This is a genomic window from Kineococcus auxinigenes (genome assembly GCF_050871525.1).
Classification (GTDB): Bacteria; Actinomycetota; Actinomycetes; order Actinomycetales; family Kineococcaceae; genus Kineococcus.
Map to the genome: position 1 here is coordinate 1 of NZ_JBKBCT010000093.1, position 13,699 is coordinate 13,699.

15 protein-coding genes are annotated in these 13,699 nt (G+C 75.7%); 9 read left to right on the plus strand and 6 right to left on the minus strand.

Translation table 11 applies throughout. The features are described 5' to 3' along the window. Nucleotides 1-203 precede the first annotated feature (203 nt). The 4 genes from ACRYR9_RS17960 (at nucleotide 204) to ACRYR9_RS17975 (ending at nucleotide 4,063) form a co-directional block, all read left to right on the plus strand. Nucleotides 204-1,100, plus strand: a complete 897-nt coding sequence (locus ACRYR9_RS17960) for a metal ABC transporter solute-binding protein, Zn/Mn family (RefSeq protein ID WP_432497639.1) — start codon at nucleotides 204-206, stop codon at nucleotides 1,098-1,100. Continuing rightward, complete coding sequence (locus ACRYR9_RS17965) at nucleotides 1,097-1,915, plus strand: metal ABC transporter ATP-binding protein (RefSeq protein ID WP_432497637.1); 819 nt, start codon at nucleotides 1,097-1,099, stop codon at nucleotides 1,913-1,915. Before ACRYR9_RS17960 ends, ACRYR9_RS17965 begins: the two co-directional genes overlap by 4 nt. Then, nucleotides 1,912-2,796, plus strand: a complete 885-nt coding sequence (locus tag ACRYR9_RS17970) for a metal ABC transporter permease (RefSeq protein WP_432497634.1) — start codon at nucleotides 1,912-1,914, stop codon at nucleotides 2,794-2,796. Before ACRYR9_RS17965 ends, ACRYR9_RS17970 begins: the two co-directional genes overlap by 4 nt. Nucleotides 2,797-2,896: 100 nt before the next feature. Then, entirely contained in the window at nucleotides 2,897-4,063 is a 1,167-nt protein-coding gene (locus ACRYR9_RS17975) for a hypothetical protein (RefSeq protein ID WP_432497632.1), read from the plus strand. A 27-nt stretch (nucleotides 4,064-4,090) separates the two neighbouring features. On the opposite strand, the gene ACRYR9_RS17980 is transcribed toward ACRYR9_RS17975, so the two are convergent. Genes ACRYR9_RS17980 through ACRYR9_RS17990 form a run of 3 tightly spaced genes read right to left on the minus strand, consistent with a single transcriptional unit; the run spans nucleotide 4,091 to nucleotide 7,753 of the window. Beyond that, nucleotides 4,091-4,801, minus strand: a complete 711-nt coding sequence (locus ACRYR9_RS17980) for an acetate uptake transporter family protein (protein WP_432497629.1) — start codon at nucleotides 4,799-4,801, stop codon at nucleotides 4,091-4,093. A gap of 4 nt (nucleotides 4,802-4,805) precedes the next feature. Beyond that, complete coding sequence (locus ACRYR9_RS17985) at nucleotides 4,806-5,288, minus strand: hypothetical protein (RefSeq protein ID WP_432497627.1); 483 nt, start codon at nucleotides 5,286-5,288, stop codon at nucleotides 4,806-4,808. Continuing rightward, nucleotides 5,285-7,753 carry a molybdopterin oxidoreductase family protein gene (locus tag ACRYR9_RS17990; RefSeq protein ID WP_432497625.1) on the minus strand — a complete coding sequence of 823 codons (2,469 nt, stop codon included), beginning with the start codon at nucleotides 7,751-7,753 and terminating at the stop codon, nucleotides 5,285-5,287. Before ACRYR9_RS17990 ends, ACRYR9_RS17985 begins: the two co-directional genes overlap by 4 nt. Before the next feature lie 138 nt (nucleotides 7,754-7,891). Between ACRYR9_RS17990 and ACRYR9_RS17995 the strand changes: the two genes are divergently transcribed. Both ACRYR9_RS17995 and ACRYR9_RS18000 read left to right on the plus strand, forming a co-directional pair. Then, nucleotides 7,892-8,524, plus strand: coding sequence for an FMN-dependent NADH-azoreductase (locus ACRYR9_RS17995; protein WP_432497623.1), 633 nt, complete (start codon nucleotides 7,892-7,894; stop codon nucleotides 8,522-8,524). A gap of 130 nt (nucleotides 8,525-8,654) precedes the next feature. After that, nucleotides 8,655-9,320, plus strand: a complete 666-nt coding sequence (locus ACRYR9_RS18000; protein ID WP_432497621.1) for a hypothetical protein — start codon at nucleotides 8,655-8,657, stop codon at nucleotides 9,318-9,320. A gap of 86 nt (nucleotides 9,321-9,406) precedes the next feature. On the opposite strand, the gene rpmG is transcribed toward ACRYR9_RS18000, so the two are convergent. Further along, the gene (gene rpmG / locus ACRYR9_RS18005) at nucleotides 9,407-9,574 is read right to left on the minus strand and encodes a 50S ribosomal protein L33 (protein WP_432497619.1); all 168 of its coding nucleotides are present in this window, start codon (nucleotides 9,572-9,574) and stop codon (nucleotides 9,407-9,409) included. A gap of 79 nt (nucleotides 9,575-9,653) precedes the next feature. Further along, the gene (locus tag ACRYR9_RS18010) at nucleotides 9,654-10,421 is read right to left on the minus strand and encodes a hypothetical protein (RefSeq protein WP_432497617.1); all 768 of its coding nucleotides are present in this window, start codon (nucleotides 10,419-10,421) and stop codon (nucleotides 9,654-9,656) included. 115 nt (nucleotides 10,422-10,536) lie between these two features. On the opposite strand from ACRYR9_RS18010, the gene ACRYR9_RS18015 reads away from it, so the two are divergent. After that, nucleotides 10,537-11,115 (plus strand): GNAT family N-acetyltransferase, encoded by a 579-nt coding sequence (locus tag ACRYR9_RS18015; RefSeq protein WP_432497614.1) that lies wholly within the window; start codon nucleotides 10,537-10,539, stop codon nucleotides 11,113-11,115. Between the two features lie 28 nt (nucleotides 11,116-11,143). Here the strand turns inward: ACRYR9_RS18015 and ACRYR9_RS18020 are convergent, their stop codons facing one another. Continuing rightward, the gene (locus ACRYR9_RS18020) at nucleotides 11,144-11,722 is read right to left on the minus strand and encodes a helix-turn-helix domain-containing protein (RefSeq protein ID WP_432497612.1); all 579 of its coding nucleotides are present in this window, start codon (nucleotides 11,720-11,722) and stop codon (nucleotides 11,144-11,146) included. Nucleotides 11,723-11,871: 149 nt separating this feature from the next. Between ACRYR9_RS18020 and ACRYR9_RS18025 the strand changes: the two genes are divergently transcribed. Together ACRYR9_RS18025 and ACRYR9_RS18030 are read left to right on the plus strand one after the other, a co-directional pair. After that, nucleotides 11,872-13,131, plus strand: a complete 1,260-nt coding sequence (locus ACRYR9_RS18025) for a glycoside hydrolase family 15 (protein ID WP_432497609.1) — start codon at nucleotides 11,872-11,874, stop codon at nucleotides 13,129-13,131. Nucleotides 13,132-13,366: 235 nt separating this feature from the next. Next, a complete protein-coding gene (locus tag ACRYR9_RS18030; RefSeq protein ID WP_432497606.1) occupies nucleotides 13,367-13,570 on the plus strand; it encodes a cold-shock protein in 204 nt (67 codons plus the stop codon). Nucleotides 13,571-13,699: the final 129 nt, after the last annotated feature.

Here is a 13,699-nt window from a genome sequence, read left to right on the forward strand (position 1 = left end):
CCCCCCCCCCCCCCCCCCCCGCACCCCCCCCCCCCCCCCCCCCCCCCACCCCCGCCCCGAGCACCTCGGCGCCGGACGCCACCACCCCCCCACAAACCCCCCGCAGGAGGAGGGGTGGGCAGGACGGGGGGACGGCGGGGCGGGTGGGCGGGGTGGCGGGGTTACAGTTACCGCGAACCGTTCCCATCGTCAGGAAGCCGCTGATGCGCCGCGCCGCCCTCGTCCTCGCCGTCCTCACCACCTTCGGCCTCGCCGCGTGCGGGGGCGACGACACCGCCGCGAGCACCACCGACGGCACCACCACCGTCGTCGCCTCGACGGACGTGTACGGCTCGATCGCGGAGGCGATCGCCGGCGACGCCGCCACCGTCACCTCGATCGTCGACGACCCCTCCGCCGACCCGCACTCCTACGAGGCGGACACCCGCACCCAGCTCGCGCTCTCGCGCGCCGACGTCGTCGTCGAGAACGGCGGCGGCTACGACGACTTCGTCGCCACCATGCTCGACGCCGCCGACGGCGCCGACCCCGTCGTCGTCAACGCCGTGGAGCTGTCCGGGAAGGACGCGGGCGGGGAGTTCAACGAGCACGTCTGGTACGACGTGCCGACCGTGCGGAAGGTCGCCGACGCGATCGAGGCCGCCCTCGCCGAGGCCTCCCCCGCCGACGCCGCGACGTTCGAGGCCAACGCCGCCGCCCTCGACGCGCAGCTGGCGCAGCTGGAGCAGCGGATCGCGGAGGCCGCCGCCACGACGTCCGGCGCCCCGGTGGTGGTCACCGAACCCGTCCCCGGGTACCTGCTCGACGCGCTCGGCGCGCAGGACCGCACCCCCGAGGGGTTCTCCGAGGCGATCGAGGAGGAGACCGACGTCCCGGCCGACGTCCTGCGGGAGACGCTGGCGCTGTTCCCGGACGGGCGGGTGCGCGCCCTGGTGCACAACGAGCAGACGACCGGCCCGCAGACCGAGCGGGTGCTCCAGGCCGCGCAGACCGCGGACGTGCCCGTGGTGCCGGTGACCGAGACGCTGCCCGAGGGCGAGGACTACGTGTCCTGGATGAGCGCCAACGTGGACGCGGTCGTCTCGGCCCTGACCGCGTGAGCGCCCCCGCCCGGCCCCCCGCGCTGCGGCTGCGCGGCGCGGAGCTCGCGCACGGGTCGCACCGGCTGTGGTCGGGCCTGGACCTGGACGTCGCCCCCGGCGAGTTCGTCGCGGTGCTCGGCGCCAACGGCGCCGGCAAGTCCAGCCTGCTGAAGGTCGTCCTGGGCCAGCACGCGCTGCGCGCCGGCACCGTGGAGGTCGCCGGCCGCCCCGCGCGCCGCGGCGACCGCCGCATCGGCTACGTGCCGCAGCAGAAGGGGCTGGACCCCGCCACCCCGCTGCGCGCCCGCGACTTCGTGCGCCTGGGCCTGGACGGGCACCGCTGGGGGCCGCTGCTGCCCTCGCGGCGCGCGGGGCGCCGCGTGGACGACGCGCTCGCGGCCGTGGGCGCCACCGCCTACGCCGACGCCCCCGTGGGGCGGCTGTCCGGCGGGGAGCAGCAGCGGCTGCGGGTCGCGCAGAGCGTCGTGGGCGACCCGGCGCTGCTGCTGGCCGACGAGCCGCTGCTGTCGCTGGACCCGCACCACGCGGCGGCGGTGACCGCGCTGGTGGACGCCTGCCGCCGCCGCACGGGCGCGGCGGTGCTGTTCGTCACCCACGACGTGAACCCGGTCCTGCCGTACGCCGACCGGGTGCTGTACCTGGCGCAGGGCCGGTTCCGCGTCGGCACCCCGGACGAGGTGATGACGTCGCAGACGCTGTCGTCGCTGTACGGCTCACCGGTTCAGGTGCTGCGCTCGGGCGGGCGCGTGCTCGTCGCCGGCGCCGCCGCCCCCGCCGAGCACCCGCACGCCCACGAGGAGGTGTGCCGGTGAGCGCCGTGACGTGGTCGGACGTGTTCGACTTCAGCGACTACGGCGCCCTCCTCGCCCTGGTGCAGAACTCCCTGTGGGCCGGCGCGCTGCTCGGCCTGGTCGGCGGGCTCGTCGGGGTGGTCGTGGTGGCGCGGGACCTGCCGTTCGCCGTGCACGGGACCGCGGAGCTGAGCTTCGCCGGTGGTGCCGGGGCGCTGCTGCTGGGCGTGGACGTCGTGGCCGGCTCGCTCGTGGGGTCGGTGCTGGCGGCCGTGCTGTTCGGGGTGCTGGGCAACCGCGCGCGCGAGCACAACTCCGCGATCGGCGTGCTCATGCCGTTCGGGCTGGGGTTGGGCGTGCTGTTCCTGGCCCTGTACGAGGGGCGGGCGGCGAACAAGTTCGGCCTGCTCACGGGCCAGATCGTCGCCGTGGACGACCCGCAGCTGGTGGCGCTGACCGTCATCGCCGCCGTCGTGCTGGCGGCGCTGCTGGTGCTGTGGCGCCCGCTGCTGTTCGCGTCGCTGGACCCCGAGGTCGCGCAGGCCCGCGGGGTGCCGGTGCGGGCCCTGTCCCCGGTGTTCATGCTGCTGCTGGGGCTGTCGGTGGCGATGAGCGTGCAGGTCGTGGGGGCGCTGCTGGTGCTGGCGCTGCTGGTCACGCCGGCGGCGGCGGCGGTGCGGGTGAGCGCCTCCCCGTACCTGGTGCCGGTGCTGTCGGTGCTGTTCGCGGTGGTCTCCGTGGTGGGCGGCACGCTGCTGGCGCTGGGGTCGAGCGTGCCGATCAGCCCGTACGTGACGACGGTGTCGTTCCTGATCTACCTGGCGTGCCGGCTGGTCGCCCGGCTTCGGCGCCCGCCCGCCCGCACCGGTGCGGCATCGGCGGGAGCGCTCGGCACCGCCTGAGGGCACCGGGCGCGGCGGTGGCGTCACGGTCGGTGGGAGCGGTCCCCCGTGCGGGCCAGCGGCCTTGGTGCCGCGCCCGCCGGGCCCTAACGTCCGGCGCGTGGACCGCCCCGACCTCCTGGACCTGCTCGTCGGCGGGGAGGCCGGCGGCGACGTCCTGGCCGCCGTGCACGCCCTGGGCGGGCGCGACGTCCCGCTGCGCGAGGCCACCGAGCGCAGCGGTGTCGCGCGCGACGTGGCGGCGCTGGCGGTGCAGCGCCTGACCCGGGCCGGGCTGCTCGTGCAGGACCGCCAGGACCCCGCCGCCGGGCTGAGCGCGGACACCACCGGACCCTGCGCCGGGGCCGTCGCGGACCTGCTGTGGGTGCAGCACGGGGTGCGCCGCCCCCGGCCGCTGCCCGCCCGGCGCACGCCCGCGGCCGCCTCGCCCTTCACGATCGGCGACCTGGACCTCAAGGCGCTGGTGCCGCGGTCGCTGCAGGTGCCGGAGGGCGCGGACACCACCGCCCTGCCCGGCGAAGACCTCGAGGACGGGCCGGGCCCGGACGGGCGCGAGGTGCGCGCCCTGGTGCTGCGCCTGGAGCGGGACGCCGACCGCCTCTTCTCCGGGCGCTGGTTGCAGCGCGCGCACACCCGCTGGCGCGAGCCGCGGGACCGCGACCTGGCCGAGCTGACCGGTGCGCTCGGCGCGGGCCTGCGGCAGGCCGCCCACGCCCTGCGCGCGGTGTCCACCGCTGCGGACGGAGCCGTGCGCGGCCCGGAGCGGGTGGGGGTGCCGGCGTGGGCGCACGCCGTGCACTGCCTGAACGCGGAGGTCACCGTGGCCCTCGGCGTGCAGCACCAGATGCTGCTCGTCGTCGAGCACGCCCGTGAGGTCGCCGAGCGCCGCCGGGCCGTGAAAGAGTCCCTGCAGCAGGTGCTGCGCGAGCACGGCACCGGCGGGGAGGCCCGCGCGGCGCGGTACGCCGGGGAGCTGCAACGCCGCCAGCAGCTGCTGGAGCGGGCGAAGGAGGCCGCCGGCGACCTCTTCCGGCACGAGGAGGACCCCGGGGTGGACGGCATCGGCGCGGCCGGGGAACGGCTCGTCGCCGCGCACGCCCACGAGGTCGCGCTGACCGCCGCCGCGCACGCGCACCGGATGGCCGCGCACCCGGCGTGGGCGGCGTGGTGCGCGCGGTTCCCCGACATGGCCGAGGAGCACCCGCTGGTCGAGGCTCCGGCGCGCTCGTCGTGGCGGGCGGGCGCGGCCGCACCCGCGCTCGGGTGACGGCGGCCGCGCCCCCGCCCGCCTCGCTCAGAGCTGCTCGCGCACGCCCGCCTCGTGCACGACGTCGCTGAGCTCCTCGCCGATCCCGCCGCTCACCGCGCTGCTGGCGGGGCCGCGGCGCAGCAGCGGCAGGACCGTGCGGTGCTTCGCGTCCTCGAGCTCGAAGCCGAGCGCGGCGTAGAGGGCGAGCACCGCCAGGGCGATCCCCACCCAGCCGGCCGCCGCCAGCCAGGCGCCGGAGCCGGTGACCTCCGCGACGCCGGTGACGGCGAAGCGCAGCGCGGCGCCGGTCATCACGGCGGCGGCCACCCCCTTGGCGCTGGCGGCCACCGCGGGCACGAGCATCGCGCCGGCCGCCAGGAGCAGCACCACCCCGAGGCCGGCGCTGGTGGACCCCGGCGGGGAGCTGAGGGTCACGTACCCCGCCGTGGCCCACGTCCCCGCCAGGACCCCCATGCCGGTGCCGGCCACCGGGTCGCGCGCCAGGAACCCGTACACCGCGGCGAGCAGTTGCAGGGGTGCGGTGAACAGCAGCGCTGCCAGCGCCACCACCCGTCCCTGCCCGGGGCCGATCCAGTCCAGCTGCAGGGCGGCGAACGCACCCGTGGCGACGAACAGGCCGAGGAACCCCAGCGGCAGCGGGGTTCCGACGGGCCGCAGCACGATCCGCGTCAGCGGCACCTCCGGTGCCCGCCCGTCCCCACCGCCGGGTTCCCGCGTCGCCTCGTCTCCCGCCACCGGGTCAGCTCACCAGGATCTGCGTCGCGGACTCCTTGAGCTTGGCGTTCGCCCACCGCATCTGCCGCAAGGTCTCCGGGTGGCACTTCTTGCTGAGCGCCAGCAGCTCGGCGTCCTTCACGCCCTGCGCCACCTGGGCGAGCAGTTCCCAGTCCGCGGAAACACCGGCGCACCGCATGTACACCTCCCGCAAGTCGATCAGCAGCAGGAGTGAGGCCTGGGGCTCGCGGCCGACGGCGTCGCTGAGCTTGTCGCGCGCCCTGGCCATGAGGTGGGTCTCGCCGCGGGGTTCGGGGTTCAGGTCGACGTCGTAGCGCCGGCCGGCCTCGGCGAGCTCGCGCACGTGCCGCTGCGACCACCGGGCGAGGTCGCGGGCGAGGTGGTGGATCTCGTGGTCGGCCTTGTGCCGGTCGGAGACGTGCAGCAGCTTCTCGGCCAGCTCGTTCTCCGCGCGGTGCAGCTCGTGCAGGGCCAGTCCGATCTTCACCGGGCACCTCCGGCGGTGGCGGTCTGCAGGTCCACGCGGACCTGGGCGTCGGGGCCCCCGGTGGTGGGGGGCACGTCCGGGCTCAGCGGGCGCGAACCCGTCGTCGTGGGCGCCGGGGCGGGTGTGCCGCCGGAGCGCTCCACGAGGGACACCGTCGCGGCGGCCGTCTTGAAGATGGGCTGCTTGGAGCAGGCGTCCCAGTCGGTGATGGTCAGCTCGTTGGCGGCGCGGCCGGCCTCGTCGGGTTCGTGCCCGCCGGGGCGGTCCCAGTACCCGTAGTGGAACGGCACGAAGATGGTGCCCCGGCGGATGCCGCAGACGCGCAGCCGCGCCCGCAGGGAACCGCGCGGGGTCGCCACCTCCAGCAGGTCGCCCTCGGCCAGCCCGCGCAGCTCGGCGTCGTGGGCCGACATCTCCACCCACACCTCCGGTGCGGCGGCCTGCAGCTGCGGGGCGCGGCCGGTCTTGGTGCGGGTGTGGAAGTGGTAGAGGGTTCGGCCCGTCATGAGCTGCAGCGGGAAGTCCTCGCTGGGGATCTCGTGCGGCGGCACGTACTCGGCGGCCTTGACGATCGCCTTGCCGTCGGGGTTCATCGCCTTGTACTCGGTCTGGCTGAGCGGGGCGCCGGTGAGGAGGTCGCGCCCGTAGCTCTCGCAGTAGTCGGGGGCGGCCCAGAACTTGCCGTCGACGTAGATGCGCTCGCTGCCGTCGGGGTTCTCGTCGTTGCAGGGCCACTGGATGCCACCGCTGCCCTTGAGCTTGTCGTAGCTCATGCCGGTGTAGTCGCAGGGCCGGCCGCGGGAGCACTCCTTCCACGCCTCGAACGCCGACTCGGGGTCGTTCCACTTCACCAGCGGGGCGCCGTCCTTGTCGCGCAGGTCCATGCGCCGGGCGTAGTCGAGGAAGATGTCGAGGTCGGAGCGCGCCTCGCCCGGTGGCTCGACCGCCTTGCCGGAGTAGTGCACGGTGCGGTCGACGTTGGTGAAGGTGCCCTCCTTCTCCCCCCACGTCGCCGCGGGCAGCACCACGTCGGCGAGCTGCGCCGTCTCCGAGAGGAAGATGTCCTGCACGACGAGGAACAACCGGTCCTGCGACAGCAGCGAACGCACGCGCGCGAGTTCCGGCAGGGACACCGCGGGGTTCGTGGCCTGCACCCACCAGAACCGCAGCGAGCCTTCCTCGATGTAGCGCAGCTGCTGCATGACGTGGGTGGGTGGGCTGTAGTGCGGGATGTCCATCGGGTCGAGGTTCCAGACCCGGGCGAGGTCGGCGACCTGGGCGTCGTTCGTCCAGTTGCGGAACGCGGCCAGGTCGCCGTCGGCCCCGCACTCGCGGGTGTTCTGCGCGGTGGGCTGGCCGTTCATCTGCAGGATGCCGCAGCCGGGCTTGCCGAGCATGCCGCGGACGATGTGGACGTTGTTGACCTGCACGGCGGCGGCGGTGGCCTGGTTCGCCTGGTAGAAGCCCTGCAGCACGGTGGACAGCAACCGCTCGGCCGTGCCGAGGACGCGGGCCGCCTCACGGATCTGCTCGACGGGCACGTCGCAGATGGTGGCGACCTTCTCCGGCGGGTACTCCTTCACCCGTTCGGCGAGCTCCTGGAACCCGACGACGTGCGCGTCGACGTACTCGTGGTCGACCCAGTCGTTCTGGACGATCTCGTGCAGGATGCCGTTCATGAGCGCCACGTTCGTGCCGGGGCGCGGGGCCAGGTGCACGGTGGCGTGCCGGGCCACGGGCGTCTCGCGCGGGTCGACGCAGATCACCTTCGGCGGGTTGGGGCCTTCGAGCCGGTCCAGGATCCGCGTCCACAGCACGGTCTGCGTCTCGGCCATGTTGTGGCCGTACAGGGCGATGACGTCGGCGTGGTCGATGTCGGTGTAGGAGCCGGGCTGCCCGTCGCAGCCGAAGCTCTCCTTCAGCGCCGCGGCGGCGGTGGCCGTGCACAGCCGCGTGTTGCCGTCGACGTGGTCGGTGCCGAGGCCGCCGTGGGCGATGAGGCCCAGGGTGTAGTACTCCTCCAGGAACAGCTGCCCGGTGGTGTAGAAACCCAGGGCGCTGGGGCCCTGCTCCGCCAGCAGCTCCTTGCTGCGCGCCACGATGCGCCCCATGGCGGTGTCCCAGTCGGTCTCGACGAGCTCGCCGCCCTCGCGCACCAGGGGCCGGGTGAGCCGGTCCGGGGAGGCGTTGGCCTGCCAGCCGAAGAGGTCCTTCGGGCCGAGCCGGCCGTGGTTCACGCGGTCCTCGGCCCGGCCGCGCACCCCCACGATCTCCCCGTCCTTGACGGCGATGTCCAGCCCGTCGCCGTTGGAGTGCAGGATCGTCGCCGACTGCACCCAGCGGTCGACGTCCTCGGGTTCGACCCCGTCCGCCAGGCGGGTGTCGACCCGCACCGGCCAGGGGTCCCCCGGCCCGTAGGGCGTCCGCTCCCCCCAGGGCTCCGCGATCCGGTCGGTCGTTCGCATCGATGCCTCCGTCCGTCGGTCCACGGGGGACCACTGTGCTCCCACCCCGTGCGGACCGCTACCGCGGTGAACGGTGCCCGCGCGGCTCCGCACCCGGACTCGCCGGTGGGGCGGGCGCGGGGTCAGTAGGTTGTCGGGATGCCTCACCTGCTGCACCTGGACTCCTCCGCCGACCTGACCCGGTCCCGTTCCCGCGCCATCACCGCGGCGTTCGCCGCGGCGTGGCGCGCCCGCGGCCCGGAGTTCACGGTCACCCGCCGCGACCTGCACCGCGACCCGTTGCCGCACCTGCCGGACCCGGAGCTGCACTGGCCGGACGCGGCCCGCCGCCCGGACGCGAACCCGCCCGCGGTGGAGGACGCGTTGCAGCGGGAGGTCCTGGCCGAACTGCTGGCCGCGGACGTCCTGCTGGTGGGGGCGCCGCTGTACAACTACACGGTCCCCTCGACGCTGAAGGTGTGGATCGACAACGTCCACGTCCCGGGCGTGACCACCGGTGAGGGCGCGCAGCCGCTGGCCGGACGGCCCGCGGTCGTCGTCAGCAGCCGCGGCGGCGTCTACGACCCGGGCACCCCCACGGAGTCGTGGGACCACGGCGTCCCGGTGCTGCGGATCGTCCTGGGGAACGCGCTGGGCATGGACGTGCACCTGGTGCAGACCAGCGCCACCCTCGCCGACCGCCTGCCCGACCTGGCCGCCCTGCGCGAGCGCGCCGACGCCGAGTTCACCGCCGCGGTGCGCGCCGCCGAGGAGCTCGCCGCGACCCTCTGAACACCCCTCCGGCCACCGGCGGGGCGCTCATGACGGTTCCGTGACATCGGGACCGGAAGGGGTTGAGCCCGTCCGGTGGCCGGGTAGCGGGTTCGCAGACAGCGATCCCGCTACCCGGAGGTACCTCACGATGTCCGGACCGTACGACACCGGTGCCCACGCGGCCGAGGAGAAGAAGAGCCGCTGGTGGCTGTGGCTGCTCCTCGCCCTGATCGCCGTCGCGCTCATCGTGTGGGCGGTCCTCGCCTTCACCGGCGACGACGAGGACGACCTCGACGTGGAGGAGACGACGAGCGGTGTGACCGCACCGGCGTCGCCCGGCGAGGACGAGGCCGGCGCGACACCCACCGAGAGCCCGGACGCCACCGCCACGGCGAGCGCGGACCCGAGCGCCAGCGCCACCGCCGACGCCGCGGGGACGGCCGCTGCGGTCGCCGCCGGCGCCCTGGTGGTGGACGGCGTGGACGTCTTCGCCAGCGGGACCGACCTGGCCGGCCTGACCGGGCAGCCCGTCGAGGCCAACGCGGTCGAGGTCGTCGAGGTCGTCGCCGACGAGGCGTTCTACGTCGGCCCCTCGGCCGACCACACGGTCCTGGTGCGCCTGCCGCAGTTCGCCGGGGCGAACGCCCCGGAGTCGCCGTTCACCGTCGAGCAGGGCTCGACGGTGACCTTCACCGGCACCGTGGCGGAGGTCGACCAGGCGCTGCTGGACAGCCTGGGCAACTACGACCCGGCCGCCGGGCTGCAGGTCGGCTCCCTGTACGTGCAGGCGGAGACGATCTCCGACGTCGGCTGAGCGGTCGCGGGGCCCCGCCCCGACGCGGCACGAGCCGCCCGGTGAGGACACCGGGCGGCTCGCGCTGCGTCGTCACACCACGGGGTTCAGCGCGCCTCGCGGAAGTCGACGTGCTCGCGCGCGACGGGGTCGTACTTGCGCACGACGAGGCGGTCGGGGTCGTTGCGGCGGTTCTTGCGGGTCACGTAGGTGTACCCGGTGCCGGCGGTGGAGCGGAGTTCGACGACCGGGCGGACGTCGGCGTGCTTGGCCATGGAGCGCCTTCCTCTCGTGCTGGACGCCCTGCACAACCCACCGCGAACGATGATCATTCCCGGCGCGCGTCGCAGCGGGTCAGGGGCGGGGCTCGGCGGCGATCGCGGTGGGCGGCACGTCCCCGCACGTGCTCCCGCGCGCACCGGTGATCGCGGGGTGGTCCACGCCGACACCGCTCACCACCGTCTCCACCTCGCCGTTGCGGGCGTGCACGCGGTTCGCGTCGACGACGACCTCCGTGCGCGTCACCGTCCACGACCCGCCGTCCTCGTCGGCGTCCACGCCGTACAGGTGCAGCCCGTCGCCGGCCCGCTCGCACGTCAGGCCGGTGCCGTACGGGGTGAACCCGAGGCTGAAGGAGTACTGCTCACCGTCCTCACCGGGCACGGGCAGCAGGGCTGCGTCCTCCTGCCGGTAGACGTACAGCTGCACGGAGCGACCGGTGTTCAGGAACACCGTGGGCGCACCGGTGGCGAGCACGGCCGCGGACGCCGTCGCGGCCTGCGGGGCGGCGCTGGTGAACGACACCGAGGTGGTGCCGCGCGAGGTCGTGACCACCCCGAGGCGGCGCTCGCCGTCCACGTCCGCCAGCCACAGGGTGTCGGGCGCCCCGTCGCCGTCGAGGTCGACGGTCCGCGCCGTCCCCGCCCCCTCGGGCACCCCGTCACCGGGGGCGGGAGCACCGGTCACCGCCGCCGGGGAGCCGGTCACCGCCGCCGGGGCGGTCGTGGCCGGGGAGGTCGTGGCCGGGGAGGTGGCGTCGGGGCCGCCGGAGCAGGCGGTCAGCGCGGACGCCGCCGCGAGGACGACGGCTGCGGTGCTGCGGTGCGCGGTGCTGGTGCTCACGGGTTCCTCGTCCCTGGAGGAGTTCGTGTCGGCAACCTCTTGGACGCACCGGGCGGGGCGCGCGTTGCACCCGGCCCGGTGCGCGTCCCGCCGCACCGGGCGCGACGATGGCCGCGTGGCCCCCGACACCCCCGTGGACGTCCCCGCGCGCACCGACCGCCTGCTGCTGACGGCGCCGCGCCGCGAGGACCTGGACGACGTCTTCGCCCTGTACTCCGACCCGCAGGTCTGGGAGCACCTGCCGGCCGGCCGGCACACGGACCGCACGCACACCGCCCTGCTGCTGCAGCGGATCCGCGACAGCTGGGACGCGGTGGGGCTGGGCAGCTGGGTCGCGCGCCTGGCCGGGGGGCCGGACGCGGGACGCCTGGTGGGGACGGGCGGCTGCGACCTGCGCCTGGGCGTGACGTGGAACCTCAGCTACCGGCTGCACCGCCGCGACTGGGGGCACGGCTACGCGAGCGAACTGGCCGCGGCGGCGATCGGCGCCGCGCGACGGCTGCACCCGGACGTCCCCGTGACGGCCTACCTGCTGGAGCACAACGCGCGCTCGGCCGCGGCCGCCGAGCGCGCCGGCCTGCACCTGCAGTGGCGCGGCCCGGACGCGGGCAACCCCGACCCGGACGCCGTGCGGCTGCTGTACGCCGACCGGCCGCTGTCCCGCGTGGTGCTGGAACTGCTCACCGCGACCTGAGCGGCGCGGGCCGCTCCCGGCGGGTCGTTCAGCGCCCGCGGGGCCGGGCCCGCACGTGCATGCGCTCCCCCTGGGGTCCGAACAGGCTGAGCAGTTCCACGGGGACCTCGCCGGGGTTGCTGACCACGTGCGGGACGTGGGTGTCGAACTCCGCGGCCTGCCCGGTCACCAGCCGCAGGTCGGCGTCCCCGAGCCGCAGCCGCAGCACCCCGGACAGCACGTACAGCCACTCGTACCCCTCGTGGACCTGCGGCTCGGCGTCCTGGCCCGCACCGGGGGCGAGGACCGTCTTGTAGGCGCGCAGGCCCCCCGGCGCCCGGGTCAGCGGGATCGAGGTGACCCCGCGGCGGGTGCGGGAGGTGCGGCGGCGCGGTGGGGCGGGCGGGGCGACGAGCTCGTCGAGGCTGACCTCGTAGTGCGCCACCAGCGGCAGCAGCAGCTCCAGGGTGGCGCGCCGGCCACCGGACTCCAGCCGCGACAGGGTGCTGGCGGAGATGCCGGTGGCCCCGGCGACCTCGGCGAGGGTGCGCCCGCGGGCGGTGCGCAGCCGGCGCAGCCGCGGGCCGACGGCGTCCAGGACGGTGCTGACGTCGTGCGCTGCGCTCACGCGCCCCATCGAACACGACGGCGCCGCCGGGACGAGGACCCGCAGGACCAGACCCGCGAACCCGGGACCGCACGGTCCGGTGCCCGCTACGGTCGAGGGCCCGGCGGGTGAGCGGCCTGGACGGGCGAGGACGCGCGGAGGGGGTGCCGGTGGTGGCACGGCGAGCGGTCGCGGGGCTGGCGGTGGTGCTGGCGCTGGCGGCCGGCGCGACCCTGACCGCGCTGCCCGAGCGGTCCGAGGCCTTCCCGGTGCCCTCGCTGCTGAGCGACGCGTCGTGGCGCGAGGAGCTGGGCGTGGCGGTGACCACGGCCGAGCAGGACGCTGCGTGGCTGGCCGCGGGCACCGTGCCGGGCACGGGCGGGCCGTGGGAGCCGGTGGTGCGCCAGGCGCTGCTGGACGTGCGGTCCCTGACGGCCGCGAACGGCGCCGTGGCCGCCGGCCCGGCACCGAAGTGGGCGTACGCGTGGCCGCGGGACTCCGCCTTCGCGGCTGCGGCGCTGTCGGCGACGGGTCACCGCGCGGAGGCGCTGCGGGTCCTGGGCTTCCTGGCCGACGTGCAGCTCGAGGACGGCGGGTTCGAGGCCCGCTACCTGCTGGACGGCAGCGGCACCCCGGACGGGCGCGACCGCCAGGCCGACGGCGCCGGCTGGGCGCTGTGGGCGCTGGGCGAGGTGCTGGACGACGCGCCGACGCGGGCGCAGGCGCGCCGGGAGCTGCTGCCCCTGCGGGGCCTGCTGACCGGCGCGACGCGGTTCGCGCTGGAGGCCACCGACGGCGGGACCGAGCTGCCGGAGGCGTCCCCGGACTACTGGGAGCGCGACGAGGCGGAGCTGACCCTGGGGACGGTCGCGCCGCTGCTGGCGGGCCTGCGCGCGAGCGCCCGGCTGCAGCCGCTGCTGGGCGAGCACGCCACCGCCCGGCGGCTGCGGGGCGCCGCCGACTCCGTGGAGGAGCTGCTGCACGCGGAGTTCGGGCCGGCCGGCTACCTGCGCTACGCCGATCCGGACGTGGAGACCGGCGGGGTGGACGCGGCCGTGGCCCTGCTGCTGCCGCCGTTCGCGCCGCGCGTGCCGGCTGCGCCCGTGCTGGCGGCCTTCGACGACTACCAGGTGCGGGCGCTGCGGCCCGCGGGTGGCCTGGCGCCGGGGGCCGGGTGGAAGGCCGACGGCGTCTCCTGGACCCCGGAGGTCGCGCTGGTGGCGCTGGCCGCGGCCTCCTCGGGGCGCGCCAGCCAGGCCACCCGCTGGCTGGACTGGCTGGCCGCGCACCGCACGGCGTGGGGCAGCCTGCCGGAGAAGGTGACCGCCGACGGCTCGCCGGCGGGCCCGGCGCCGCTGGGCTGGACCGCGGCGAGCGTCGTGCTGGCGGTGGCCGCGCTGGACGGGGGCGGGTCCGCAGCCGCCCGGTGACGCGGCGGCCTGCGCCGCCGGTGTGACGGATGCGTGGAGAAGTGTTGCGCGGGGTCGCGGGTGTCGTGTTAGCTACTGATCGGCTGCAGTTGGAGCAGCTCCTCGATCGTGTGAACGCCCGCGGAGCGTGTTGCGATCGCCGTCCGGGCCCGACCGGGTCCGGGCGACTTTCCCACTCAGCCCGGAACCCGCACGAGCGCGGGTTCCGCACCGACTGGAACGTGTTGGAGTAGGTATGGCCCAGGGCACCGTCAAGTGGTTCAACGCTGAGAAGGGGTACGGGTTCATCGAGCAGGACGGCGGCGGCCCCGACGTCTTCGTCCACTACTCGGCGATCGGCGGCAACGGCTACCGCTCGCTCGAGGAGAACCAGCGCGTGGAGTTCGAGGTGACCCAGGGCCAGAAGGGCCCGCAGGCGGACGACGTCCGCGCTCTCTGAGCCACCCCGTCTGAACACGGAGGGCCCCCGTCCACGGAGGACGGGGGCCCTTCGTCGTCCTCGCCCCCTTCCCCCGCGCCCCTCCCCGCGGTGATCATGCACGGTTGAGCGCTCAACCGTGCATGATCA

Bases quoted from the DNA above. Each gene is read 5' to 3' on its own strand.
- ACRYR9_RS17990 (WP_432497625.1), bottom strand. From the start codon at position 7,753: ATGCGAACGACCGACCGGATCGCGGAGCCCTGGGGGGAGCGGACGCCC.
- ACRYR9_RS17995 (WP_432497623.1), top strand. From the start codon at position 7,892: ATGCCTCACCTGCTGCACCTGGACTCCTCCGCCGACCTGACCCGGTCC.
- rpmG (WP_432497619.1), bottom strand. From the start codon at position 9,574: ATGGCCAAGCACGCCGACGTCCGCCCGGTCGTCGAACTCCGCTCCACC.
- ACRYR9_RS18030 (WP_432497606.1), top strand. From the start codon at position 13,367: ATGGCCCAGGGCACCGTCAAGTGGTTCAACGCTGAGAAGGGGTACGGG.
- ACRYR9_RS18000 (WP_432497621.1), top strand. From the start codon at position 8,655: ATGTCCGGACCGTACGACACCGGTGCCCACGCGGCCGAGGAGAAGAAG.
- ACRYR9_RS17960 (WP_432497639.1), top strand. From the start codon at position 204: ATGCGCCGCGCCGCCCTCGTCCTCGCCGTCCTCACCACCTTCGGCCTC.